The organism is Kushneria pakistanensis (assembly GCF_014652795.1).
In the GTDB taxonomy this organism is placed as follows: Bacteria; Pseudomonadota; Gammaproteobacteria; order Pseudomonadales; family Halomonadaceae; genus Kushneria; species Kushneria pakistanensis.
The window spans coordinates 974,338-994,066 of record NZ_BMZM01000002.1 but is presented as its reverse complement, the minus strand read 5'-3'; the positions used below and the strand labels follow the sequence as shown (position 1 = coordinate 994,066).

17 protein-coding genes and 1 riboswitch are annotated in these 19,729 nt (G+C 62.0%); of the genes, 10 read left to right on the top strand and 7 right to left on the bottom strand.

The genetic code is table 11. The annotated features are described in order from the left end of the window. Positions 1–131 precede the first annotated feature (131 nt). From IE123_RS09930 to IE123_RS09905, 6 genes are all read left to right on the top strand, one after another. On the top strand, positions 132–1,127 hold the full coding sequence (locus IE123_RS09930; protein WP_189517599.1) for an aldo/keto reductase: 996 nt from the start codon (positions 132–134) through the stop codon (positions 1,125–1,127). Positions 1,128–1,324: 197 nt separating this feature from the next. Next, positions 1,325–1,888, top strand: coding sequence for a type 1 glutamine amidotransferase domain-containing protein (locus IE123_RS09925; RefSeq protein WP_189517596.1), 564 nt, complete (start codon positions 1,325–1,327; stop codon positions 1,886–1,888). A gap of 67 nt (positions 1,889–1,955) precedes the next feature. Then, positions 1,956–2,954, top strand: coding sequence for an aldo/keto reductase (locus IE123_RS09920; RefSeq protein ID WP_189517594.1), 999 nt, complete (start codon positions 1,956–1,958; stop codon positions 2,952–2,954). A 78-nt stretch (positions 2,955–3,032) separates the two neighbouring features. Then, positions 3,033–3,593, top strand: a complete 561-nt coding sequence (locus IE123_RS09915) for a type 1 glutamine amidotransferase domain-containing protein (protein WP_189517591.1) — start codon at positions 3,033–3,035, stop codon at positions 3,591–3,593. A 214-nt stretch (positions 3,594–3,807) separates the two neighbouring features. Further along, entirely contained in the window at positions 3,808–5,469 is a 1,662-nt protein-coding gene (locus IE123_RS09910) for a Na+/H+ antiporter (protein ID WP_189517588.1), read from the top strand. A 121-nt stretch (positions 5,470–5,590) separates the two neighbouring features. Then, on the top strand, positions 5,591–7,267 hold the full coding sequence (locus tag IE123_RS09905; RefSeq protein WP_189517585.1) for a Na+/H+ antiporter: 1,677 nt from the start codon (positions 5,591–5,593) through the stop codon (positions 7,265–7,267). Here the strand turns inward: IE123_RS09905 and IE123_RS09900 are convergent. From IE123_RS09900 to IE123_RS09890, 3 genes are read right to left on the bottom strand one after another with little or no spacing between them, the layout of a single operon-like run. Further along, the gene (locus tag IE123_RS09900) at positions 7,261–8,124 is read right to left on the bottom strand and encodes an alpha/beta hydrolase (protein WP_229819688.1); all 864 of its coding nucleotides are present in this window, start codon (positions 8,122–8,124) and stop codon (positions 7,261–7,263) included. The two genes, IE123_RS09905 and IE123_RS09900, sit on opposite strands and share 7 nt — an antisense overlap. 38 nt (positions 8,125–8,162) lie before the next feature. Further along, on the bottom strand, positions 8,163–9,620 hold the full coding sequence (locus IE123_RS09895) for a sodium:solute symporter family protein (protein WP_189517582.1): 1,458 nt from the start codon (positions 9,618–9,620) through the stop codon (positions 8,163–8,165). Then, the gene (locus IE123_RS09890) at positions 9,617–9,925 is read right to left on the bottom strand and encodes a hypothetical protein (protein WP_229819687.1); all 309 of its coding nucleotides are present in this window, start codon (positions 9,923–9,925) and stop codon (positions 9,617–9,619) included. Before IE123_RS09890 ends, IE123_RS09895 begins: the two co-directional genes overlap by 4 nt. 223 nt (positions 9,926–10,148) lie before the next feature. Between IE123_RS09890 and IE123_RS09885 the strand changes: the two genes are divergently transcribed. From IE123_RS09885 to IE123_RS09875, 3 genes are all read left to right on the top strand, one after another. After that, positions 10,149–11,864 carry an META domain-containing protein gene (locus tag IE123_RS09885; protein WP_189517579.1) on the top strand — a complete coding sequence of 572 codons (1,716 nt, stop codon included), beginning with the start codon at positions 10,149–10,151 and terminating at the stop codon, positions 11,862–11,864. A 163-nt stretch (positions 11,865–12,027) separates the two neighbouring features. Next, a complete protein-coding gene (locus IE123_RS09880; RefSeq protein WP_189517576.1) occupies positions 12,028–12,507 on the top strand; it encodes a YchJ family protein in 480 nt (159 codons plus the stop codon). A gap of 75 nt (positions 12,508–12,582) precedes the next feature. Beyond that, positions 12,583–13,386, top strand: coding sequence for a DUF1206 domain-containing protein (locus IE123_RS09875; protein WP_229819686.1), 804 nt, complete (start codon positions 12,583–12,585; stop codon positions 13,384–13,386). 60 nt (positions 13,387–13,446) lie between these two features. On the opposite strand, the gene IE123_RS09870 is transcribed toward IE123_RS09875, so the two are convergent. After that, positions 13,447–14,769 (bottom strand): Nramp family divalent metal transporter, encoded by a 1,323-nt coding sequence (locus tag IE123_RS09870; protein WP_189517572.1) that lies wholly within the window; start codon positions 14,767–14,769, stop codon positions 13,447–13,449. Between the two features lie 198 nt (positions 14,770–14,967). On the opposite strand from IE123_RS09870, the gene IE123_RS09865 reads away from it, so the two are divergent. After that, positions 14,968–16,011 (top strand): alpha/beta fold hydrolase, encoded by a 1,044-nt coding sequence (locus IE123_RS09865; protein ID WP_189517569.1) that lies wholly within the window; start codon positions 14,968–14,970, stop codon positions 16,009–16,011. A gap of 43 nt (positions 16,012–16,054) precedes the next feature. On the opposite strand, the gene IE123_RS09860 is transcribed toward IE123_RS09865, so the two are convergent. The 3 genes from IE123_RS09860 to ribB all read right to left on the bottom strand — a co-directional run bounded on the left by IE123_RS09860 (position 16,055) and on the right by ribB (position 19,350). Further along, on the bottom strand, positions 16,055–16,801 hold the full coding sequence (locus tag IE123_RS09860) for a Mut7-C RNAse domain-containing protein (RefSeq protein ID WP_189517567.1): 747 nt from the start codon (positions 16,799–16,801) through the stop codon (positions 16,055–16,057). Between the two features lie 169 nt (positions 16,802–16,970). Beyond that, positions 16,971–18,464, bottom strand: a complete 1,494-nt coding sequence (locus IE123_RS09855; RefSeq protein ID WP_189517565.1) for a carboxypeptidase M32 — start codon at positions 18,462–18,464, stop codon at positions 16,971–16,973. A gap of 196 nt (positions 18,465–18,660) precedes the next feature. Further along, positions 18,661–19,350, bottom strand: a complete 690-nt coding sequence (ribB, locus tag IE123_RS09850) for a 3,4-dihydroxy-2-butanone-4-phosphate synthase (protein ID WP_189517563.1) — start codon at positions 19,348–19,350, stop codon at positions 18,661–18,663. 112 nt (positions 19,351–19,462) lie between these two features. Continuing rightward, a riboswitch (FMN riboswitch) is annotated at positions 19,463–19,615 on the bottom strand. Positions 19,616–19,729: the final 114 nt, after the last annotated feature.

Below are 19,729 nucleotides of genomic sequence, written 5' to 3'. Positions count from 1 at the left end.
GGAACGGCTTGATTAGCAGGTGCTGCATGCACAACGGCGGGGTGGCGTCTACGCTTGAGGTCACGATTTTCATAGCGGCCTAATGACGTGGCATCGCTTCAGGAATCAGGTTCTCAAGGAGGTATGTCTGTATGGAAACCATTCAACTCCCCAACAGTGATCTCAAGCCTTCGCGCATTGCGCTGGGGACCTGGGCCATTGGCGGCTGGAAATGGGGCGGCACTGACGAAAAGCAGTCGATTGCCACCGTTCAGAGCGCCGTCGAGCGCGGCATTACCTGCATCGATACCGCAGCAGTCTACGGTTTTGGCGAATCCGAGCGTCTGGTCGGCAAGGCGCTCAAGGAAGGCGGCATCCGCGATCAGGCCGTGCTGGCTACCAAGTGCGGCCTGAACTGGAACGACGACGGCCCGTATCGTGATGCCAGCCGTGGGCGCATCGAGCAGGAGATCAACGACAGCCTCAAGCGTCTGCAGACCGACTACATCGACCTGTATCAGCTCCACTGGCCGGACCCGACCGTTGACGTCGAGGAAGCCGCTACGGTGCTGCGCGAGCTGAAGGAGAGCGGCAAGATCCGGGCGGTTGGTGTTTCCAACTTCTCGATCGAGCAGATGCGGGCGTTTGAGAAGATCTGTCCGCTGTCCACCATGCAGCCGCCCTATAACCTCTTTGAGCGCGAGATCGAGCGCGACATTCTGCCGGCCATTCGTGAGGACGGTGTGGGCACGCTGACCTACGGCGCCCTGTGCCGCGGTCTGCTCTCGGGCAAGATGAATCGCGACACCACCTTCAACGGTGACGACCTGCGCAACAGCGACCCCAAGTTCCAGTCGCCACGCTTTGAGCAGTACATCAGCGCCGTCGAGAAGCTCGACGCCTACGCCCGGGAGCACTACGACAAGCGCGTGCTGCACCTGGCCCTGCGCTGGCTGCTCGACCAGCCCGGCGTCTCGGTAGCGCTGTGGGGCGCCCGCCGCCCGGACCAGCTGGACCCGGCCAACGAGGTCATGGGCTGGTCACTCAACGACCAGGCCATGCGCGACATTGATGCCATTCTCTCCGAGTGCATCACCGACCCGGTCGGGCCGGAATTCATGGCGCCGCCGACGAGGAACGAGGCGTAAGGCGACATGAAGGTGTTGCTGGAAAGGATGGCGCCGCCGACGAGGAACGAAGCGTAAAAACAGTCGTGTCCTTGATGCATGAAAACATTTTCATCACGAGCAGGACACGGCAGTGCACTACCCTTGAAATGCCTTTCTTTCGGCCTCAGGTCGATTGAAGGCACATATTTGAAACCACCAAAGGATTGGGGGAAATCATGAGTCAGGATCTAATGGGTGTACGTGTTGCCATCATGGCCACCGACGGCTTTGAAGAATCCGAACTGGCCGTACCAAAGGCTACGCTGGCCGCGGAAGGCATCGAGGTGCACGTTGTGGCGCCCGAGCGCGGCACCATTCGTGCCTGGGCCGAAACGCAGTGGGGCGAGGAGTACAGCGTCGACAAGAGCCTTGATGAGGTCAGCGCGCATGACTATCACGCCCTTGTCCTGCCGGGCGGCGTGATCAACCCGGACAGCCTGCGCACCAACGAGAAGGCCCTGACCTTTGCCCGCGACTTTTTCAAGGAAGGCAAGCCGGTCGGCGCCATCTGCCATGCGGCCTGGACCCTGATCAACGCAGGCGTAGTCGACGGTCGTCGCATGACCTCGGTCCCTTCGCTGCAAAAGGATCTGGAAAACGCCGGCGCCAAATGGGAAGACAGCGAAGTCGTCTGCGACAGCGCGTTTGTCACCAGCCGCCTGCCAAAGGATCTGGATGCCTTCTGCAGCAAGATGATCGAAGAGATTCATGAAGGGCGTCATCGCAAGCAGCACGCGTAAGCCCTTCCCGGCAGTGCCTTTTGGGGCTGCCGGTCTGTAGTTCCGACACATGGAGGTGGCAAGTCACATGGAATACGTGAAGCTTCCCGGTACCGACATGACCTCAAGCGCGCTGGCGCTTGGCACGTGGCCCATTGGTGGCGCCCTCTGGGGTGGTACCGATGAGCAAAAATCCCTGCGCACCCTGCAGAGGGCCTTCGACAGCGGCTTTACCTGTATCGATACTGCCAACGACTACGGTTATGGCAAGGCGCAGGAGCTGGTAGGCCGCGCCGTCAAACAGGCCGGCAATCGTGATCGCATTCTGCTGTCCGACAAGTGCGCCATCAACTGGACGCAGGATGGCAGCCTTTATCGCGATGGCAGCCGTGCCCGCCTGACAGAAGAGATCGACCTGGCGCTCAAGCGTCTTCAGACCGACTACATCGATATCTTCCACGTCCACTGGCCGGACCCGTCCACGCCCATGGCGGAAACCGCCGAGGCGATGCGCCAGATCAAGGAAAGCGGCAGGATTCGTGCCGTCGGTGTCAGCAATTTCACGGTCGACCAGATCGCTGCGTTTGAACAGGTCTGTCCGGTCGATGTGATCCAGCCGCCCTTCAATCTGTTTGAACAGCAGACGCTGACTTCGCTTGAACCGGTGCTTGAAGGCCGTGATATCGCCGTCATGACCTACAGTGCATTGTGCCGCGGACTGCTGTCCACGGCCGCCCCGCAGGACAAGGACCGCGATATTGATGTGCGCAGCATGGACCCCAAGTTCCAGTCGCCGCATATGGAACATTATCAGCAGGCGGTTCAGGCACTCGATACGCTGGCACGCGAGCGCTTTGACAAGCGGGTCATTCATCTGGCACTGCGCTGGCTGATCGACCGTGGTGAAACCCACCTGCCCATCTGGGCGGCGCGCGATCCCGAGCAGCTCAATGTCGTCAGTGAACTGTGGGACTTTCAGATCGATGACGACACCATGCGCGAGATTGATCGCATCATCGCGCAGCACATTGGCGAATCCTTCGGCCCTGAAGGCTTTATGGCACCGCCGCTGGCCAGCGAGCTATAGCACGAACGTGCAGGACATTTTTTCGCGATAACGACCACTGATTGTTATCGCCTTCTCAACGACATGGAGGACGTTGACATGAGCGAACTTAAAGGCACTAAAGTTGCCATTCTGGCTACCAACGGCTTTGAAGAGGCCGAGCTGACCTCACCCAAAAAGGCACTGGAATCACAGGGTCTTGAGGTGCATGTCATCGCGCCTGAAAGCGGTGGTATCAAGGCCTGGGCAGAGACTGACTGGGGCGAGACCTATCCGGTCGACAAGACCCTTGATGAGGTCAGTGCCGATGACTACGACGCCCTGATGCTGCCCGGCGGGCAGTTCAACCCGGATACGCTGCGCACCAACGACCAGGCGCTCGGCTTTGTGCGCGACTTCTTCAAGGCCGGCAAGCCGGTCGGCGCCATCTGCCATGCGCCCTGGATTCTGATCAATGCCGAAGTGGTCGAAGGGCGTCGGATGACGTCAGTCCATACCATCGCCCAGGATCTGAAAAATGCCGGCGCCCAGTGGGAAGACAGCGAAGTGGTCTGCGACAGCGCGCTGGTGACCAGCCGCACCCCGAAGGATCTCAATGCCTTCAACAACAAGCTGATTGAAGAGATCAAGGAAGGGCGTCACCGCCAGCAGCACGCCTGATCCTTCTGCCCTTTCGTGCTGCGTGCACGAATCGACAGCATCTGCCGGCATCTCAACTGAGGTGCCGGTTTTTTGTTCAACGCCTATGTCATTTGTTATACCGCTTCACCTCATGGTCATCGCACCATGACAACCGCCTTTCATGCCGGAAGCATGCAACTTCCTGCTCCGGCATCTCTCAAAACAACAGGAACAACATGACAGGACGTCATTGATGCATATTGTTTTACTGGCTTTGGCGCTGATTCTGGTCGCGGCCGGCAGCGGCATCCTGGCACGTTTCATGCCGCGCATTCCCCTGCCCATTTTACAGATCGCGATAGGCGCCCTGCTTGCCTGGTTGAATACGCCACTGGATATCAACCTGGAACCCGAAACCTTCATGCTGCTGTTCGTGCCGCCGCTGCTGTTTGCTGATGCCTGGCAGTTTCCCCAGCGTGAACTGACCTCGCTGCGCCACCCGATCATTGCGCTTGCCGTAGGGCTGGTACTGTTTACCGTGGTAGGCGCGGGCCTTCTGATTCACTGGCTGTTGCCCAACCTGCCGTTGGCAGTGTGCTTTGCGCTGGCCGCCATCCTCTCCCCCACCGATGCCGTGGCGGTCTCGGCCATTTCAGGCAAGCTGGGTGTGCCGCCGCGACTGATGCACATTCTTGAGGGCGAGTCGCTGATGAACGATGCATCAGCTTTGGTCTCGCTCAAGTTTGCCGTGGCTGCGGCCATGACCGGCGCCTTCTCCATTGGCCAGGTCAGCCTCCAGTTTGCCCTGATCACCTTTATCGGCATCTCGGTCGGGATCGGGCTGGCCTTTATCTTCTCGACCATCCGTCGCAAGCTGATCGACAGGCGCGGGACCGAATCCTCGACCGAAATCCTGCTGGTCATGCTGATGATTCCCTTTGCCGCCTACCTGATCGCCGAACATCTGGAAGGCTCCGGCATTCTGGCCGCCGTCTCGGCCGGTATTACCATCAACCGCACCGAGCTCAAGCGTTACGCCCAGACCCGCACCCGCATGCAGATGAACCACTTCTGGGAAATCCTGACCTTTTTGCTCAATGCGATGGTGTTTTTGCTGCTGGGCCTGCAGCTGCCGGACATCATTGGCGGGGCCGTTGAAGTCTCTCTCAACAATGACCGCAGCTTCGACCTGCAGGAGCTGGTGCTTTATGTCGTTCTGATCTCGCTGGCGCTGATGCTGCTCCGGCTTGTCTGGATCATGGCCGCGATCTATCTCTCGAGATTCTCGTCACGGCGTCGGCGCACGGCACATGTGCCCCTGTCCAGCGGCGTCATGGCCGTGGGCACCCTGGCCGGCATTCGCGGCACCATTACGCTGGCCGCGGCGCTGTCACTGCCGCTGACGCTGCCCAATGGCGAGGCCTTCCCGGGGCGGGATCTGGTGATCTTCCTGGCCACCGGTGTCATCCTCTTCACACTGCTGCTGGGCAGTATCACCCTGCCCCTGCTGCTGCGGCGCATGGACAAACCCGACGACAGCTGGCGCGACGAAGAGGCCCGCTCGGCGCGCCACGCCGCCTCGCTTGCCGCCATCGAGGCCATCGAAAGCTGGTATCACGAAGCCCAAAAGGAACACGACACGGAACTTGAACGCTCGGTGCTGACCGAGGTCAGCGCCCGTCTGATCAGCTACTACCGCAACCTGATGAGCATCAATGACAAGCGTTCGAGCTCCGAGCGTCACGAGCATGATCAGCGCTTTTCCCGCGAGATGCGCCTGACGGCCATACGCGCCGAGCGGCGTGAATATTATCGCCTGCGCTCGATCCATCAGATCGATGATGACACCCTGCGTCGGCTGGTGCGGGAGCTGGATCTGGTCGAAATGGCACTGACGAATCGTGGCAAGCGTTGAGCGCAGGATGCCGACAACACCGTGTTGTCGGCACTCCTTGTCCTGCCGATAAATACGCTATGCTGCGCCGCGCCCTGTGTCAGGGAACCGCGCCCCTTCAAGCTACCGATAGTCTGAACCCATGGATGCCGTCTTTCTCGTACTGATCCTGCTGCTGGTGGCCTCCGCCACCGGTGTCGCTGCCCGCTTCCTGCCCGCCTTGCCCACGCCGCTGGTGCAGATCGCCTTTGGTGCCCTGCTGGCCCTGCCGGGCATCAATCTGAACGTGGAACTCGAACCCGAGCTCTTTTTGCTGGTATTCATCGCCCCGCTGCTCTTTGCCGATGCCCGACGCTTTCCACAGCGTGAGTTCATGGTGCTGCGTGGGCCGATCCTGGCGCTGGCGCTGGGCCTTGTACTCTTTACCGTGCTGGGTGTGGGCAGCTTCATTCACTGGCTGTTGCCGGCGCTGCCGCTGCCGGTCTGTTTTGCGCTTGCCGCCATTCTCTCCCCGACCGATGCCGTGGCGGTGTCGGCCATTTCGGGGCGCCTGCCGGTGCCGCCGCGTCTGATGCGCATTCTGGAAGGCGAGTCGCTGATGAATGACGCCTCGGGCCTCGTTGCCTTCAAGTTTGCCGTCGCCGCTGCGTTGACCGGCACCTTCTCGGTGGTGGATGCCACCCTGGGCTTTTTCATCATCTCCATCGGCGGGCTTTTGGTAGGCGCGGCGGTGGCGCTGGTATTCAACGTGATCCGTACGCGACTGATCGAGCGTCATCTGGGCGAAGGCTCCACCATTCAGATTCTTTTACTGCTGCTGCTTCTGCCCTTTGCCGCCTATCTGCTGGCCGAGCACTTTGGCATGTCCGGCATCCTGGCCGCGGTGGCCGCCGGCATGGTCATCAACCGCACGGATCTAAAGCGCGAAAGCCAGATCAACATGCGCATGCAGACCAAAAGCGTGTGGGAGATGCTGGAATTTACGCTCAACGCGCTGGTGTTTTTGCTGCTGGGGTTTCAGCTGCCGGATATCGTCGGCGGCGCGCTGGACCACTCGCTGCATGACGTGGGCGACTACGAGTTTCTGCGTCTGCTGGGCTATGTGGCGGTGATCTCGATCGCGCTGCTGCTTTCGCGGTTTGTCTGGGTGCTGAGCGCCACCTGGCTGCAGCGTCTGTTCTCGGGAAAACGCGGTGCGGCGATCTCGATGCGGGTCATGCTGGCCGCCACGCTTGCCGGCATTCGCGGCACCATCACGCTGGCCGCAGCGCTCTCGCTGCCGCAGCTGATGAACGACGGCACGCCCTTTCCGGCGCGGGAGCTTCTGATCTTTCTGGCCACCGGCGTGATCATGTTCACCCTGATCACTGGCAGTATCGGCCTGCCGCTGGTGCTGAAAAATCTTGATCTGCCCCGTGATACCCACGAGTTCGAAGAGGAGCGTCGCGCCCGGATTGCCGCGGCCGAAGCGGCCATTCGGCGCATCGAAGACTTTCACCATCAGCGGGCGGAAACCTTTACCCGTGAACATCACAGTGAAGATTTCATCATTGCCTTCAACGACATCAGCTCACAGCTGATGACCTGGTATCGCCAGCGCCTGGAGCTGGGCGACAACACCGTGCCTACCCCACGACTTGAGGCCATTCGTGCACTGGAGCGGGAAACCCGCGTGGAAGCCCTGCGCGCCGAGCGCCGGGAGTACTATCGACTGCGCGGCAAGCACCACATCAACGATGATGTGCTGCGAAAGCTGGTGCGGGAGGTGGATCTGGCAGAAACGGCGCTGACCGGCGACACCGGCCATGCCCATCACTGAGCGCTGGCCGGCCCGGCCTCGGCACGAGGCCGGGTGTCATGCACGAACATATCGATCTCATCAAGTACCGGCCCCAGCCAGCGCAGGGGCCAGGCCAGCGCCGCGATCAGCGTGACATGACTGGTACGATCGGCGTAGCGCTCGGTCACGGCAACGCCGTACGAGCGCAGCGCACGCGCCATGCCGGCCGTATTGCGCTCCGGGTTGACCGTGGTATCCCGGTGCGAGGCCACAAGCAGCGCCGGCGGGGAGCGCTCGCTTGCGTGTTCGATGGGCTGGGTATCCGGTGGCGTGTTCGGCCACTCAAAGACCGGGCGGGCATCCTCATTGGTGATCGGCAGAAAGTCGTAGGGCCCTGCCAGACCGATCCAGCCGGCCAGAATGTCGGGTGACAGCGACTGCGCCGCCAGCCAGCGCGCATCCAGCGCCACCATGGCGGCGTTATAGGCCCCGGCGCTGTGACCCATAACAAAGAGCCGGTGTGCGTCGCCGCCATACCGATCAATATGGCGATAGGCCCAGGCCAGCACCTGCGCGCTGTCCTCGACGAAGTCCGGATAGCGCACCTCGGGGTAGAGCCGGTAGTCCGCCACCACTGCCACGATGCCGCAGGAGGCCAGCGCCCGACCGACAAAGCGGTAGTCCTCGCGCGCCCCTTCCCGCCAGGTGCCGCCGTAGAAAAACACCACCACCGGTGCATTTCCATCGGCATCCTGTGGTCGATAGATGTCCAGGCGCTGGCGCGGTGCCTCGCCGTAGGCGATCGCCTCAAACGCTTGCGTCTGTCCGCCAGGCGTCAGGGCATTGATGATGCCCACGCCCGAGCAGCCGGCCAGTACCGGCAGCCATAGCAGCAAAAAACACCACCGCAGCCATGGGTATTTGCCGTGTTGTTTCAAAACGTTCTCGCCACTTCATAAAAGCGCTGCAGTGTCTGCGTCGATGCCGGGCGGGTGCGTCGGGACACTGCCACAAACAGCGGCAGATTGAGCAAAAGTCCCCAGAAGCCGGCGTGCACGCCCAGCGGATTGGGCCAGACAACGGTAAAGGCAAAGGTCACCACGAACCCGGCCAGCAGGCCTGCCATGACGCCGCTGCGGGTCGCGCCAAACCAGAAGAACATGCCAATAAACGCCGGCAGCACCTGCGCGGCAAACCCCAGCCCCACCAGCAGGATCATCACCAGATTGCCGGGCTCGCTGATCGCCAGCACGGCCACCAGCGCCAGCACCGGAAAGAGCATCCAGCGCGCCAGTCGCCCGGTCACGGCGTCATCAAGGCGCAGGGCTGGCTGGATGACATCACGCGTGACCGACAGTGCCACCGAGTGGATGAAGGGCTCGCATGAGGACATTGCCGCAGCCAGCGTTCCGGCGCCCAGCAGCCCGGTCAGCCACACCGGCATGGTCTGCATCGCCATTTCAAGTGCCACCGTATCGGCGCGTGACAGGGTCGGCAGGGTGAAGATGCCGATGAATCCGACCACCACCATGGGCAGGATGACCACATAGTAGGTCGGCAGCCAGGTCGCACTGCGGCGGATGGTCTCGCGCGAGCGCGCACTCATCCACTGCGTCCAGACCGGCGGCAGAAAGGAGAGCATTGATACGATGATCGAGGTCGTCCAGAAGGCAAAGCCCATGTTGCCGCTGGCACCCGGCAGGGTCATGAACTCGGGGCGCTCGGTGGCCAGACGCTCAAAGAGCGCACCCGTGGTCCAGTCACCCGTGAAATCATGCACGGCCCAGATGCCCACCAGCCAGGCCACAAACAGCATGAGCCCGCCCTGAAAGGCGTTGGTCATGCCGATCGCCCGCTGCCCGCTGATATAGAGATAGGTACCCATCACGCCGAGCACGAGCAGCACGCCGGCCCACACGGGAATGAGTCCGCCACTCATGACCCCCAGAATGTAGGCCGCCCCCATGGTCTGCAGTACCGCGTAGGCCAGCGTGCCGATGGCCATGACCAGCGCTGACAGGGCGCCCAGCGCCGTACTTTCGAAACGATCACGGATGGCACTGCCCTGGGTCACGTGGCCAAAGCGCGCCCCCAGCGTCCATACCTTCGGACCGAAATACCAGGCCACAACCGCCAGATAGGAGAGATAGATCACCACATAAAAGACCGCCACGCCGCGTGAGAAGGCCCAGCCCGGTGCTCCCATGAAGGTATAGGCGCTGACGCTGCCGGCGCCAATCAGCAGATAAAGCACCATGGCGTTCATGCTGCGCCCGGCCACGCCCCACTGTTCGAGCGCTGTCATGGCATGACCGCGACGGGCGCGAATGCCAAGCCACAGCGCCAGTGCTATATATAAAAGGGTCAGCCACAGCGGTGTCATGCCTGTCATGGTTCCCGGGACTCCTCTGATGCCTGATCATGCCGGGGTCCCGTATTATCGCGATCCTTTGCCAGCAGCTGATTGGCCAGCGCCATGAGCGCGACACTGGCGAACACGATGACATAGCTCCATAGCGCCATCAGCGGCAGGCCGCCAGCCACCACGGGCCGGTTGAAAAGCATGATGACCGGCCAGCAGCCGGCAGCCAGCAACAGCATAAACGCCAGCAGCAGCCAGCGCGCGCGACGACTGCGGGGCGTGATGAACCGGGTGCGCAACTTTTGCGCCGCCGGGCCGATATCATTGTCAGCCATATCCTGTCCTGATGTGACGCCCTTCGGTGCGGGCCATGTCAACCATAAAAGAGGCGAAGGATAACAGTGTGATGCGACAGCATGTAACAATCATCACTTTGATCACATCTTTACCCTCACACCAGGGTATGCTTGCGCCCCATACCCGATATGTGCCGATGTTTCTATCGATACCGACTGCCTACCCGGGACAGGTAGCATGATCAACGCAACAGGAGTTTCCATGCGACACGCATTCAGGCCAACGCTTACCACGCTGGCACTGGCCACCCTGATGGCAGGATGCGCCAGTTCCGGGTCTTCTTCAGGCTATTACGCCACCGCGCTGACCAACATCAGTGGCGCGAAGGTCAACCTGACCGGCAACCGTCTGGATGCCTGGGTAGGCTGCAACCATCTCAGCGCCAACGCCCAGCAGACCGATATCCGTTTGAACGTCGGCGAGATTGCCTCGAGCCGGATGGCCTGTCAGCCCTCGGATGAGCGCCGCGAACAGGTCCTTGCCGAGTTTCTCAAGCGTGGACCCAAGCTCGACAAGACCGGCGACATGTGGCTGCTGCGCGACAACGTTCACGCTGTAGTGGTACACACCAATACCGATCCGCAACTGACGCACGCAAGCTTTGGCCCGGCCGCCCCGGCCCCTGACGCCAGCGCCACCGAAAGCGCGCTGGCCATGGATCGCGCCATCGAGCGTGAAAGCCGTGAGCAGGCCGCCAGCCGTTCGGCACCGCAACAGCAGACGCCGCAGGTAGCCGCCACGGCGACACCTCAGGCCACGCCCGAGCCTGCTCCGGCCGTCGAGACTGCCGCTGCGCCAGCGCCACAGCAGCCGGCATCCGAGCCGGTCGCCGAGCGTCCGCATCTTCAGTTCTACAGCCAGGTTGATGCCGGCGCGCCGGTCACTCACGCCCGAGCCCGCGCCATGGCGCAGGCCCCTGTCCAGGAGCCGGTCGCCACCACTCCCGAGCGCGCACCCATCGGCATGAGCAACGAGCTTCATACCGGTGATACGGTGGCGCCTGCCCCGGCCCGCACGGTCGCTCAGGCCCCTGCTGTCGAACCGGTTAGCATTGCTCCCGAGCGCGCGCCCATCGGCCTGAACAACGAGCTTCGCACCGGTGACACGGTGGCGCCTGCCCCGGCCCGCACGGTCGCTCAGGCACCGGCCGTCGAGCCGATCAACACCGCCTCCGAGCGCGCGCCCATCGGTCTGAACAACGAGATTCGCACCGGTGATACGCTAGCCCCTGCCCCGACCCGCACGGTCGCCCAGGCGCCTGTCGTTGCGCCGATCAACACCGCCTCCGAGCGTGACCCTATCGGTCTTGCCGAGCAGATTCATACCGGTGATACCGTAGCACCTGCCCCGGTGCAGACCGTGGCCCGGTCAGCATCGGCACCGCGCGAAGCGACCACCATGGCACTGGCCCCGCAGGAAGCGGTTCAGGCTACCCGCATGCCGCAGAAAGAAGCGCGCCAGTTTGTACAGCAGTCACCGCGTCTTGATCTGTGGCAGCAGATGGGCGCCGACAGCTGGCAGCTTGCCCCCGTGCAGGCGCCGCAGGAGAGCTCTCCCTGGCAGCCGGCCGTTGAAACCTCGCGTCACGCCTGGTTTGCCGGTCTGGTCAAGGGTGACACCATCGACGCCCTGCCCGACATGACCGTGACAGCGCCCCAGCAGATGCAGTCCTATGCGGTCAGGGAAAGCAATCAGTGGGTACTGTACTCCGGCGAGCCGATCGCCCAGTCACAGGAAAAAGTGCTCTCCGATGAACAGCATCAGAAAAAGTCAGCGCCCGAGCTGACCGATCGCGCCTCCGGCGATGACAAGCGCGTCATCACGACCTCGCGTCTGGATGAAAGCGCCCTGGAGCGTGGCGTACGTGCCACGACCTCGCGCGCCCTGAACTGGCTGGCCACACGCTGGCAGGCCTGATCACCACCAGGTCTTCTTCTCGACATCCGGCCGACAGTCTCTACACTGTCGGCCGGTCTTTTTTTATCTGCACTACCCTGACCAGCACGCTGTTTATTCCTGCACACTGTTCAAGAACACAACGCTTGCCAGACACTTGTCAGCATTGTTACCGGGTTGAACCATGACCACTGATTTCATCTGCCCCTGCTGCAGCGGGCACCACTACACCAGCTGCTGCGGTCCGCTCCACCGGAGAGAACAGGCCGCTACCACCCCCGAGGCGCTCATGCGCTCGCGCTACAGTGCCTTCGCGCTGGGCGGGCTGGGAGGATACCTGCTCGAGACCTGGGCGGAAGACGCCCCGGGGCGCCCGCCCGAGGACGCCGCCATGCTCAATGTGCGCACCGTCGACTGGCAACGTCTTGAGATCATCCAGTCGCGTGTCAATGGCGCTCAGGGCATGGTGGAGTTCAAGGCGTGGTATCTGGAAGATGAGCTTGAACATCTTCTGCACGAGCGCTCGCGCTTTCGGCGCAGTGCCGGGCGCTGGCGCTATGTCGATGGCGTCATCGACCCGCCGGCCATGGCGCTGGCCGGACGCAACGACCCCTGCCCCTGCGGCAGCGGCAGGAAATACAAGAAGTGCTGTGCCGGCCAATAAGGCCTGATAAAAGCGCGCGTGGTTTCCTGGAATCGAGCCTTTCGCGGGGCTCATCACTGACCATTTGGAGTCGGCTTGGACCATCCCAGCGGCAACACCCAGCGCCTTGTCACCATTGCAGCCCGATGTGGTTACACTGCCAAGGGCATGATCTATATCACCATCGGCTGGCTATCGATGATGGCCACCCTGGGCATGGGCGGGCGCAATGGCGGCTCATCGGAAGCCGTCAGGGAGCTGGCTACCCAGCCCTTTGGCAGTGTTCTCATTACCCTGCTGGCCATTGGTCTTTTTGGCTATACCGCCTGGCGTCTGGTACAGGCTTTCTTTGATGCCGAACGCAAGGGTCGCCACTGGAAAGGCATTCTGACCCGGCTGGGCTATGTCTTGAGCGGTCTGATCTACGCCGGCATTGCCATCAACTGCATCGAGCTTTTGACCGATGGCGGCAGCAGCTCGAGCTCTACCAGCAGCCAGACCCGCACCGTCATGGCCCATCCGGGTGGCATTGTGGCGATCTTTCTGGTCGGGCTTGGCTTTCTGGGGGTGGGGCTTCGCCAGATCTGGCGTGGCTGGCATCACAGCTATGAAAAGAACTGGCATCTCAACGAGATGAGCCGCACGCAGCGCCTGATCGCCGCCAATGTCTCGCGCATCGGACTGACCGCGCGCGGTATCGTGTTCATGATCGTGGCCCTGTTTCTGTGCCTATCGGCCATCAATACCAACCCGGACGATGCGCGAGGACTGGGCGGCGCCCTGTCGGCCGTTGCCGAGCAACCCTTCGGCCCCTGGCTTTTAGGGCTGGTCGCACTGGGGTTGATGGCCTATGGCGGCTATTGCCTGGTCAACGCCCGCTTTCGCAATGTGAATGCCTGAGCCGAATCCGTCATGCCTTGCCCGCTATCCGGCAGGGCACCGCCTACTCCCTGCAAGCCGCTAAACGCCCTGGAAGACGTCCATGACCAGCCGGGCGTTGAGCACCAGTACCAGCACAGCGATCGTCCAGGTCAGCGTCTTTATCTTCCAGCCGATGGCCATCTCGCCCATCCAGTCACGCCGTGAAACGAAACGAATCAACGGAATGATGGCAAACGGCAGCTGCAGCGACAGCACGACCTGACTGAGAATCAATAGCCGCCCCACGCTCTGATCGCCGTACACCTGGGTGACATACAACACCGGCAGGATCGCAAGCCCCCGCGTGAGCAGCCGCCGAAGCCAGGGCGACATGCGAAGACGCAGAAACCCCTCCATTACAATCTGACCGGCAAGCGTGGCCGTCACGGTCGAGTTGAGCCCGGAGGCCAAAAGCGCCACCCCAAAGAGCGTGGCGGCCACACCGGCCCCCAGCAGTGGGCTTAACAGCCCATAGGCATCCTCGATTTCCACTACCGTCTGCCCGGCGCTGTGAAAGACCGCCGCGGCCAGAATCAGAATGCCGGCATTGACGAACAGCGCCAGTGATAGCGACAGCGTGCTATCGAGCGTGGCAAAGCGCAGCGCCTCTCGCCTGCCACGGGCGTGCTGTTCGAAATCACGGGTCTTCACCAGTGCCGAATGCAGATACAGGTTATGCGGCATGACCGTGGCGCCGATGATGCCAATGGCGATATAGAGCATCTGCGGATTGGTCACGATATCGGTATCCGGCGTCAAAAAGCCGTCCGCGATGCCGGCAAGGGAAGGCTGGGCCAGCGCAAGCTCTACCACAAAGCAGCCAAATATCAGCGCCATCAGTGACATGACAAAGGCTTCCAGCCAGCGAAAGCCGCGACGCATCAACAGCAGCAATACCATGGTGTCCACGATGGTAATCGCTGCGCCCAGGGCCAGCGGCATGCCAAACAAGAGCTTGAGCGCCACGGCGGTGCCGATCACCTCGGCCAGATCCGTGGCAATGATGGCCAGCTCGCACAGCGCCCAGAGCGCCACATTGACCGGTCTTGAATAATGTTCGCGACAGCTCTGCGCCAGATCGCGGCCGCTGGCAATGCCCAGTCGTGCGCACAAAGATTGCAACAGGACCGCCATCAGGTTGGAAAGCAGGATCACGCACAGCAGCGTGTAGCCAAAGCGTGAACCGCCCTCCAGCGAGGTGGCCCAGTTGCCCGGGTCGATATAACCCACCGAGACCATGGCGCCCGGGCCCAGAAAGGCCAGAAAGCGTCGAAAGGCACTACCCCCGCGGGGCACGCTGATGCTGCCTGGAACAATATCGCTATCCAGCAGCGAATCCGATCGTTTGAACATCGTGCGCATGAAGGGCTCTTCTTTGAAGCGGACCTTAAGAACACTAGGGTAATACAATTATACCCCGGTTAAAAAGAGGGTCTGTCAGCGTTACTCCCTGATGGCGCCGTGGAGGGGGCGGACTACGCTTCAATGCAGGCCATTGTTCATCGTGTGCCTTCAGCAGCGGCAGGCAGGCCGCGATCATTCCTGACGGAGGAATTCATCATGGCGCGTGATATCAGTTCGCAAGAACGTTCACACGGGCGTTCACGAAGACGCTCACACAAGGGCCGCTGGGCACTGGCAGGGCTGGCCGCCAGCATGGCCTGGGCCAGCTGGCAGAAACGTCAGGCCCTCAAGGCATCGCGTCACGACCGGCTTAATACGGCGCCGGAGCTCTCACGCAGCGCCATGGTCAACGGCATTCTGATGCGCTGGGAAGAACACGGCGAGCGCAATGATCAGCCGCCGGTGGTCATGCTCCACGGGATCCCCACCAATCCGCGCATCTGGCGCCATGTGATTCCGCGTCTTGCCGATACCGGGGTGTGCTGCCTGGCCTGGGAGCTGGTCGGCTTTGGCTGGTCGATCAATGAAGGGCTGGAACGCGACATCTCGGTGGCCGCTCAGGCGGACTATTTCATCGCCTGGCTGGATCACCAGCAGATCGAGCGCGCGACCCTCGTCGGCCATGATATCGGTGGAGGCGTTCTGCAGGCGCTGCTGGCACTGCATCCCGAGCGCATCGCGGGGCTGGTGCTGGTGGATTCGGTGGCCTTTGACAACTGGCCGGTCCCGGCGGTCGCCACTGCTGCACAGATGGCAGGCATTATCGAGAAGCTGCCGCCGGCGTTGTTAAGACCCATCTTTCACACCGCCCTGGCCAATTTGGGTCATGACAACACCCGACGCGAGATACGCTCGGCAGCCCTGTTGTGGGGGCCCTACAGCCAGCCAACCGGCCCTGCCGGCTTTGCACATCAGGCGCGCTGCATGAGTGCCGCCCAAACGCAGGCCATTGCGCCCCGGCTGCCCCTGTCACCCACCATGCCCATTGCCATGGTCTGGGGCGATCAGGACCCGCTGACGCTGGCCTCGGCCGAACGACTAGCCACCAGGCTTTCGGTGCCAACGATCCGGCGTATCCCGGGCGGACACCATTTCAATCCCGAGGATCATCCCGATATCGTGGCCGACGAGGTGCGTCGCATGATCACACGCGTGGCACAGGGACCGGACACCGGCGGGCTCAGCGATACCGTCGTCTGAGCATACGCAGTACCTGAAGCAGCCAGTAAAGTGCCGCCGCAGATCAGGCGACCTGCTGCTTCAGCGTCTCGACCCAGGCAGATATGCGTGCAAAATGACTGCCCTGCCAGTAGACATGACGGCACCTGGCGCACTTGTAGAAGTCGTTGTAATACAGCAGGGTACGCGCTTCCAGACGACCGGCGACCGAGGCCTTGTCAACCTTCACCAGCAGTCCGTTGCAGCGCGCGCAGCGTTTGAAGGCAGCGATCTCATCGTGCAGACCGTAGCGATGACAGACCTCTTCGACCTGTCGACCAGGATCATCGCTGCGTACAAAGTAGCCGTGCACGATCTGGCGGCGATACAGCAGGCGTCGGTCGCGGGTCAGCAGAATACGTGACTGCAGTGCCGACATGTCGGCCAGCTCTGCATCCCCGAAATCATTGCGCCAGCACACGTCAAATCCCAGCAGACGCAGATAGCGGGCCAGCCTGCCCAGATGCACATCGAGCACAAACCGGGCCGGACGCGGACGCGGTGGCTGCAGGGTGTGCTCGACCGATTGGGCGCTCGGCGGCCAGGCTCTGACCATGACATGATCGCCTCCCAGCGGCTCGACCAGCGTTTCGAACGTCGCCGGGCAATCGTTGAGCGTCAGCGCAGCGATCTCGGTGTGTGGCACGCCAAGCGACTCCACCAGATCCTTGAGCGAGGTGCGCCGCAGCGTTGGGGGCATGATCGGCTGCCCTCGCCCGGCTGGCGGCAGGAAATCATCAAGACAGCCGTGAAAAAGTACCTGTACACCCATCGCCCGTGGTCTCGATCCAAGACATTGAACCGACAAGTGTGATAGCCGGCCGTGCGAATGTCACACAATCAAACCACCCCCGCCACCTCATTGTCTTAATGCTTCACATCACAAAGGCCTGTATCCCTCAAACACGTCGCACTCCCGGTGAGGCGATGGCACGCTCCCATCAGCCGTCGATGTAGCGCTCACGCAGGTGGCGTCGGTAATGCTCGGGGTTCAGCGCTTCACCGGTGGCGCGTTCAATCAGCTCGGAGGTCTCCAGCAGACTGCCCTGCTGCCAGATATTGGCCTTGAGCCAGTCAAGCAGCAGGCTCGGGTCACCTTCAGCAATGCGCTCATCGAGCTGCGGCTCGGCGCGACGGGCCGCGGCCATCAGCTGTGCCGCCAGCATCGCGCCCAGACTGTAGGTGGGGAAATAGCCAAACGAGCCATCGGTCCAGTGAATATCCTGCAGACAGCCATCCCGGTAGTTGCCGCGGGTATCCAGCCCCAGCAGGCGCTGCATGCCCTCATCCCAGCGTGCAGGAATGTCCTCGACCTCGATGTCGCCCTCGATCAGGGCACGCTCGATGTCATAGCGCAGGAGAATATGCGCCGGATAGCTCACTTCATCGGCATCGACGCGAATCAGGCCTGGTTCGACCTGCTGCGCCAGGCGAACCAGATTGTCCGCTTCAAAGGCCGGCTGATCCCCCAGCGCCTCGATCAGCCACGGTCTGAGCTGTCGTACGAACGCAGCGCTGCGCCCCAGCTGCATCTCAAGGCTCAGACTCTGCGACTCGTGTACCGCCATCGAACGGGCGCGCCCGGCCGGTTGACGGCGCCACTGCGGCGGCAGATTCTGTTCATAGCGGGCGTGACCGGTCTCATGAATGATGCCCATCAGTGCCGTAAGGCACTCATCTTCCCGATAGCGGGTGGTCAGGCGCACATCGTCCGGTACGCCCCCACAGAAGGGATGCAGACTCACATCCAGCCGGCCGTGCTCGAAATCAAACCCCAGCCAGCGCATGACACGCTCACCCAGACGGCGCTGCTCGTTTTCACCAAAGGGCCCCCGGGGCATGACGGGATCACGCCCGCGCTGGTGCTCGACGGCTTCACTCAAAAGCCCTGGCAGCCACTGGCGCATGTCGTTGAAGATGCGATCCAGCGCTTCAAGGGTCAGGCCCGGCTCGAACTTCTGCAACAGCGCCTCATAGCGGCTGCAGCCGGTGGCCTCGGCGCGAACGCGCGCCTCTTCGCGGGACAGACGCACCACCTCCCTGAAGGTAGGCAGAAAGCCTTCCCAGTCGTTATTGGCGCGGCAGGTACGCCAGGCACTTTCACAGCGCGCCCCGGCCAGCGACTGCGCCTCGACCAGTTCAGGCGGCATGACAATGGCATCTCGTACTTCGCGTGTGATCTCTCGCAGGTTGGCCTGCTGCGCATCCTCCAGCGATGCCGGGTCGATCTCGTCGAGCAGTCGACGCGTTTCCGGCGCGGTCAGCGTTTCATGCATCAGCACGCTCAGTTCGGCCATGGCCTCGGCGCGGGCCTCATTGCCACCGTCGGGCATCATGGTCAGTTGATCCCAGCCGGCCATGGCGCCCAGATGCGCGTAGCGGTGCAGCCGCGCAAAGCGTGCCTCGAGCTGCTGATAGGGTGTGGAAGAGGTCATGAAACGCTCCGAAAATAGTCAGATGTCAGATCGATGTCAGAAGAAGCCGGTCAGCAGCCCAGCGGCAGGCGCACCCTTCCGGAAAACGGCGAGGCGTCCAGAATGATGGTGCGAAGGGGCGTCATGAGAAAATAATCTGTAAAAACAGCCTTATATAACGATGGCCGACCAGCATGGTCGGCCACCGTCCGGCAGATCAGAGGGTAGCAAACGCTGCCACATCAAAGGATTCAACCGGGTCGTGCTGCTCACGCCAGGCGACCAGTTCGGCAATCGAGACCATCGGGTAGTCACGCTCGCGCGCAAAGGCTTCCAGTGCTTCACCGCGCATCATGGTGCCATCATCGTTCATCAGCTCACAGAGCACGCCGGCAGACGAATGGCCTGACAGACGTACCAGATCGATCGTGGCCTCGGTATGGCCACGGCGTGCCAGTACGCCGCCATCACGGGCGCGCAGGGGGAAGATATGGCCGGGGCGGACGAGGTCATCGGCACGGGCGTTCTCGGCCACTGCAGCCCGCACGGTCACGGTGCGATCGTAAGCACTGACGCCGGTCGTGACGCCCTCTCTGGCTTCGATGGTGACGGTAAACCCGGTCGAGTAGGGACTTTCGTTGTTGACCACCATCGGCGGCAGTTCCAGCCGGTCGGCATGTTCATGGGTCAGACATAGACAGACGATGCCGCTGCCAAAGCGGATCATCTGCGCCATCTGGCGCTCATCCAGCGTGGTCGCGGCAAAGATCAGATCGCCTTCGTTTTCACGGTCGGGGTCGTCGGTCACAACAACGCCATGGCCGCGCGCCAGACTGTCGAGCGCCAGACGTACACGTGCCTGCGCGTTGTCAGAAGAGGATGCTTCATTGTCGATATTACGGGACATGAGAACTGCTCCAGGGTCGCCATCGGGGCGAGAGACAAGGAACAGGGCAAGACAGGAGTTTTTGTACGACACGTACAGCGACACGCTCACCGCCGACAGTCGGCAACAAGGCGTCAATCCTCTCCCATCCGGACTATCACCGTCGGCATCGGGATCTCACCGATTCCTGCGCCAGGGGCGCTCGCGGGCTTGTTCGCTGCCAGTTCAGAACACTGGTTTTGACATCACCGCCGGTGGGGACTTTCACCCCGCCCTGAGGATCTGATTCGTCGTGCGAATCACGCTCAGACTAGCCTGCCTGCACCTGCGTGGGCAATCCCTGAGCCGAGCCTTTAGGTAACAAAAGATCGTATTGGCGCAAACGCCCATACGCGTCAGG

Bases quoted from the DNA above. Each gene is read 5' to 3' on its own strand.
- IE123_RS09885 (WP_189517579.1), top strand. From the start codon at position 10,149: ATGCGACACGCATTCAGGCCAACGCTTACCACGCTGGCACTGGCCACC.
- IE123_RS09865 (WP_189517569.1), top strand. From the start codon at position 14,968: ATGGCGCGTGATATCAGTTCGCAAGAACGTTCACACGGGCGTTCACGA.
- IE123_RS09920 (WP_189517594.1), top strand. From the start codon at position 1,956: ATGGAATACGTGAAGCTTCCCGGTACCGACATGACCTCAAGCGCGCTG.
- ribB (WP_189517563.1), bottom strand. From the start codon at position 19,350: ATGTCCCGTAATATCGACAATGAAGCATCCTCTTCTGACAACGCGCAG.
- IE123_RS09905 (WP_189517585.1), top strand. From the start codon at position 5,591: ATGGATGCCGTCTTTCTCGTACTGATCCTGCTGCTGGTGGCCTCCGCC.
- IE123_RS09855 (WP_189517565.1), bottom strand. From the start codon at position 18,464: ATGACCTCTTCCACACCCTATCAGCAGCTCGAGGCACGCTTTGCGCGG.
- IE123_RS09870 (WP_189517572.1), bottom strand. From the start codon at position 14,769: ATGCGCACGATGTTCAAACGATCGGATTCGCTGCTGGATAGCGATATT.
- IE123_RS09880 (WP_189517576.1), top strand. From the start codon at position 12,028: ATGACCACTGATTTCATCTGCCCCTGCTGCAGCGGGCACCACTACACC.
- IE123_RS09930 (WP_189517599.1), top strand. From the start codon at position 132: ATGGAAACCATTCAACTCCCCAACAGTGATCTCAAGCCTTCGCGCATT.
- IE123_RS09910 (WP_189517588.1), top strand. From the start codon at position 3,808: ATGCATATTGTTTTACTGGCTTTGGCGCTGATTCTGGTCGCGGCCGGC.
- IE123_RS09895 (WP_189517582.1), bottom strand. From the start codon at position 9,620: ATGACAGGCATGACACCGCTGTGGCTGACCCTTTTATATATAGCACTG.
- IE123_RS09860 (WP_189517567.1), bottom strand. From the start codon at position 16,801: ATGGGTGTACAGGTACTTTTTCACGGCTGTCTTGATGATTTCCTGCCG.
- IE123_RS09925 (WP_189517596.1), top strand. From the start codon at position 1,325: ATGAGTCAGGATCTAATGGGTGTACGTGTTGCCATCATGGCCACCGAC.
- IE123_RS09890 (WP_229819687.1), bottom strand. From the start codon at position 9,925: ATGGCTGACAATGATATCGGCCCGGCGGCGCAAAAGTTGCGCACCCGG.
- IE123_RS09915 (WP_189517591.1), top strand. From the start codon at position 3,033: ATGAGCGAACTTAAAGGCACTAAAGTTGCCATTCTGGCTACCAACGGC.